Origin of the sequence: Nonomuraea sp. NPDC046570, assembly GCF_040645915.1 — a bacterium.
Classification (GTDB): Bacteria; Actinomycetota; Actinomycetes; order Streptosporangiales; family Streptosporangiaceae; genus Nonomuraea.
This window is the reverse complement of the sequence record NZ_JBEYZF010000098.1, coordinates 1-4,174: the sequence shown is the minus strand read 5'-3', so window position 1 is coordinate 4,174 and position 4,174 is coordinate 1. Positions and strand designations below refer to the sequence as shown.

General features: G+C 62.5%; 6 protein-coding genes. 2 read left to right on the top strand and 4 right to left on the bottom strand.

All coding sequences use genetic code 11. The annotated features are described in order from the left end of the window. Positions 1-220: 220 nt before the first annotated feature. From ABZ911_RS42945 to ABZ911_RS42930, 4 genes are all read right to left on the bottom strand, one after another. A complete protein-coding gene (locus tag ABZ911_RS42945; RefSeq protein WP_358070417.1) occupies positions 221-424 on the bottom strand; it encodes a KTSC domain-containing protein in 204 nt (67 codons plus the stop codon). Between the two features lie 24 nt (positions 425-448). Further along, positions 449-778: a DUF6527 family protein gene (locus ABZ911_RS42940; protein ID WP_358070419.1), complete on the bottom strand. Its 330-nt coding sequence runs from the start codon at positions 776-778 to the stop codon at positions 449-451. A gap of 74 nt (positions 779-852) precedes the next feature. Further along, positions 853-2,097: a ThiF family adenylyltransferase gene (locus tag ABZ911_RS42935; protein WP_358070414.1), complete on the bottom strand. Its 1,245-nt coding sequence runs from the start codon at positions 2,095-2,097 to the stop codon at positions 853-855. A 10-nt stretch (positions 2,098-2,107) separates the two neighbouring features. Then, the gene (locus ABZ911_RS42930) at positions 2,108-2,389 is read right to left on the bottom strand and encodes a multiubiquitin domain-containing protein (RefSeq protein WP_358070411.1); all 282 of its coding nucleotides are present in this window, start codon (positions 2,387-2,389) and stop codon (positions 2,108-2,110) included. Between the two features lie 199 nt (positions 2,390-2,588). Here ABZ911_RS42930 and ABZ911_RS42925 point away from each other — a divergent pair, with 199 nt between their 5' ends. Continuing rightward, entirely contained in the window at positions 2,589-2,900 is a 312-nt protein-coding gene (locus tag ABZ911_RS42925; protein WP_358070408.1) for a hypothetical protein, read from the top strand. Then, the gene (locus tag ABZ911_RS42920; RefSeq protein WP_358070405.1) at positions 2,897-3,997 is read left to right on the top strand and encodes a hypothetical protein; all 1,101 of its coding nucleotides are present in this window, start codon (positions 2,897-2,899) and stop codon (positions 3,995-3,997) included. The genes ABZ911_RS42925 and ABZ911_RS42920 overlap by 4 nt, the downstream gene beginning before the upstream one ends. Positions 3,998-4,174: the final 177 nt, after the last annotated feature.

The window sequence follows — 4,174 nt, the reverse complement described above, 5'->3', positions numbered from 1 at the left end:
GAATGATCACAGCGGTGGCCGTCTCACGTTCCACCGGGCTTAAGCGCTAAGGCCATAAGCCCTGGTCAGAGCAAGAAGTGCGGCTGGAGTACTAGGGACGTCCCTAACGTGGCGACCGAACGCGCCTGCACCGCCCGGGCCTGTGCGTGGCAGTACGTGGCCTTCGCAGCATAGCGGCGGAATGACTCCATGGCTCGGCTGTCGGCCGGAGAACGGCCGGTTAGGCAGCGAGTCGTCGGCACCGGTGTGCGCGGATCTGGCGGCCGATGCGTCGCCAGGGGTGTGGGAGGAGCATCTTCTCGTAGAGGTGTAGGGCCACGTCGAAGTACTCGTAGGTCCCGCCGGACTTGAAGGTCACCCGGAGAACGCGTAGGCGGTGGTCGTAGCCCACGGCGTGGATGTTGTCCGAGATGACCGGCGTCATGTTCACGGCCTTCGCCCTATGCGTTCAGAGGATTGATCGGGGTCGTCGTATGCGGTTCAAAATCCGCCGCCACCAAGGCGCCTGCTTCGCCGACTGGGGTGTCGCCCCTATGTGCGCAGCGCGGTCGCGGGAGCTAGCGGCTCGAGTGGCTGCCGCCGAGATCTGCGGCAGCCACTCGATGCGGTTGTTCCGGACGTTGTAGTGCGATCGACACTGTTGCTGTCCATTCCCGACGGACGGCCGCAGGGACACGGTGCCGTCGAAGGTCAGGATCCAGTCGTGTGGTCCGAACGGGGTGACGACCTTCGAGCCGCAGCCACACGCGCACAGGTGGACTGCGGTCTCGAACTGCATTGAGGTGTACAGCTTGCCCGGCTCTGGTTCGGCTGGGATGTAGTTGGTGAACACCGGTGTCAGGGCCTGACCCTTCATGCGGAGGCCTCCGACCCGTCCCCAGCGTCAGTGTCGGCCGGGTCCTGCGCGGGATCGGCGTCGGTGGATTCGATGTCCTCACCTTGGGTAGCAGAGGTCCGGTACCGGTTGTAGAGCTCGTTGGAATCGACTGCGTACACGGTATGCAGTTCCTTCTCGGTGTCTGCATAAAACCCGAGGTGCTTCTTGTATCGGAAGACGGCCAGGTTGGCGGTGAACGAGTTCAGCTCGGCAACCTGGAGGTTGGTGTCGTACTCGTCGGCGTCGCCGAGGAAGAACGAGATCAGTCCGTCTCGCTCGATGTGCTCGGTGCGGCCGGGCACCGAAATCGTGATGCGGACCTGCCCATTAACGCCGTTGGCGTCCTTGCTGACCCCGACGCCGGTGTCGATGAACGGGACGCCGTTAACGGTCAGCGCGTCGATGATGACCTTCTTGTCCGGCCCAGTATCCATCGCGAGGAACACGAAGTCGGCGTCGAGGAGTTCGTCGACATTCTCGGAGGTCACGTTCACCGGGTGCGCCTTGATGCCGCGACGCAGCGGCGAATACATCTGCTCGTAGTAGTGGACCTTTTTTAGGCCAGCCCGAAGGTCCTCGAGGCTGGCTGCGCCGGGGGCTCGGTAGGCGTTGTGGGTGCGGAAGAGGTCACCGTCGTAGAGGTCGAGCGCGACCACGGGGGTCTTCGCGAGCAGGTCGAGCAAGTATGCGCCGGTCCCTCCGAGGCCGACGATCACGACCTTCTTCAGGGTGAGACCGACATTGAACTCGGTGATGCCAGCCCTGCTGGAGAAGGTGTCAAGGTAGCGGAAGACGCCGTCGTCCTCGTCGGTCTCGACCGGCTTGAAGGTCAGCGGGGTCGCCTCAGGGTCGAGCGCTTGGGCAGGCCCGATGACCATCGCCGAGTAGAAGGTGACCTTCTCGTAGTAGTCCTGGTAGTTACCGTTGGGCTTCTGGGAGAACCCGCAGACCGCGGTGAGGCCAGGGCCGGCGGACCACTTCTCGACGCCGTCGTTTACGAGCCCGTCGATAGGCTTGCCGTTCTTGTCGCGAGGTGTGCCACCGACGAAACACATCACGTGGGTGCTCGGGGCGGTAGTGGTGTCGCCGCTCAGGTCCAGGGGGCAGAGGAAAGAACCACGCTGAACCTGGGCATCGGTGTCCACGAACGGGATGTCGTCGATGACGAGGAACCCGTTGACGACGCGGACGGCATAACCATCCTGCACCAGGCGGGCCAAGTCAGCGCTGTTACGAACGAGTCGTGAGCCGGACATTGAAGCTCGTGCCCTTCTTCTTGACCTTCACGGACTCGCCAGCGACCAGGGTGCCGTTCCCGCCGTGGGGTGCGATGGCGTTCTTGTAGGTGACGGTGAACATCGCCTGTGGGTCGTGCCCGGGGTGGGCGAGCTGCCCGAGTTCGTCGTAAGTCACGGTGTCGTGGTCGAGGGTGACCGGCGTGCCGTTGATGACCACCTCGAACCCCTTGTCCTTCTTGCTGTCGTCCTGCTCGTGAGTGAGTGCCATAGCCATGACAGCCCCCTTTCGTCTTGCCCTCCGCTGGTCGGCGGGCTTGGACGAGCGTAGCATATAGATCATCACCCTAAGGGTGATGACGTGTAGGTGATTCGTGATAGCGGGGCGTCGCCGATCTTTGCCCCGGTGCGGCCTGTAGCATTCAACCGAGGTAGGCAAGTGCGTCATCAGCCGATGGGTGATGGAGAACAGACACGTGGACCGGGAGTACATGGATGAGGAGTTGCGCCGCCTCGCCACGGACCCCGGATTCCGGCCGGAAGGCTGGAGCACCCGGGAGGTCTCGGACTTTCGCGTCCTCGTTCAATGCACGCGGGCAGCTCGGCTCGACACCGACTTGCGAAACTCGCGCATGCTGCGCATTCAGCCCGATGACACCCTCGACTCGAACAAGGCGCGGGCGAAGTTGAGCTCCGGACGTGTTATTAACCTGACGTTCAAGAACACCGAGAGCCACGGCGCTGTGGCCTTCGAGCTCGTGACCTCAGAGATGGAAACCTCGCGATGAGCAACCCTCCACACGACCCACTGCCGATCGCCCAAGTGCCGGTCGGTGAACTCCTCGGGAGGGAGCTCGAGGTCAGAGACTGGTCTCAGGGCGATTTCGCTGCGGTTCTGGATCGTCCTACTCAGTTCGTCTCCGAGATCATCACCGGCAAGAAGGAGATCACCAGGGAGTCAGCGGCGCAGATCGGCGCCGCCCTTGGCCATACGGCCGAGTACTGGCTTAACCTTCAGGACCAGTACCTGCTCGCCGAGCAATCTAGAAACAAGAACACCCAGGTCAAGCTGGACGAGGTGCGTCGGCGCGCCCGCCTAAACGACAAGGGCCCGATCCAGCTGCTGAAGAAGCGCGGCCTCCTCACCGGCACGACCTTGGATGCCCTCGAGGCCGAGGTGAAGGAACTGTTCGAGCTGGACTCTCTTGATGACGAGCCCGGATTCGCGGCGGCAGCGAGGCGCGCCAACCGTAGCGAAGACATCAGCTTGCTACAGCGCGCATGGGTCGCGTGCGTCAGGAGGAAAGCCCGTAAGCTTCCTCCTGCGGAGAGATATTCAGCGAAACGTCTGAGGGAGCTTGCTGGCACCCTTTCGCGCACGCTCAAGTCGGCCGCCGACTTCCAGGAGCTGCCTGACCGGTTCAGCACAGTTGGTGTGCGCCTGATATATGTCGAAGCGCTTCCAGGTGCCAAGATCGACGGGTGCGCGATGTTGGTCGATGAGTATCCGGTTATTGGCTTGTCCGGTCGCGGCAAAAGGCTCGACAAGGTCCTATTCACCCTGTTGCACGAGATCGCGCACATCCTGCTTGAACATGTCGACGCCGAGCACCTCATCGTCGAAGGACTCGATGACACTCAAAGCAACGAAACAGGACGGGAGAAGGACGCGGACAGCGAAGCCACGAAGTTGGTGTTCCCACACGGAGTCCCCGACGTCCCAGCCCGCATCGGTGCACCTTGGATCGATCAGACGGCCACCGGACTTGGAGTGGCACGCATCGTCGTCATCGGCCACCTTCAGCACCGCCGTTGCCTTGACTGGCGGACAACACTGGCGAAAAATGCTCCTTCGGTAAGCGACGCTATGGAGGCGTGGGAGTAGCTATCTGGCGGAGTCCAGCCCTATTCGAAAGCCCTTCGCCCGTCAAGGCGACGACCGTAGCGGGCACTGCGGCTGCCGAAATTTGCATCCATGCAGTTCAAGCGGCATGTGAGTTTTCGTGGAGGATGCCGCCGAGCCGGTCTCGTCGGCGTATGTTCAGGTCGTCGATTCGCTTCG

Bases quoted from the DNA above. Each gene is read 5' to 3' on its own strand.
- ABZ911_RS42930 (WP_358070411.1), bottom strand. From the start codon at position 2,389: ATGGCTATGGCACTCACTCACGAGCAGGACGACAGCAAGAAGGACAAG.
- ABZ911_RS42940 (WP_358070419.1), bottom strand. From the start codon at position 778: ATGCAGTTCGAGACCGCAGTCCACCTGTGCGCGTGTGGCTGCGGCTCG.
- ABZ911_RS42920 (WP_358070405.1), top strand. From the start codon at position 2,897: ATGAGCAACCCTCCACACGACCCACTGCCGATCGCCCAAGTGCCGGTC.
- ABZ911_RS42945 (WP_358070417.1), bottom strand. From the start codon at position 424: ATGACGCCGGTCATCTCGGACAACATCCACGCCGTGGGCTACGACCAC.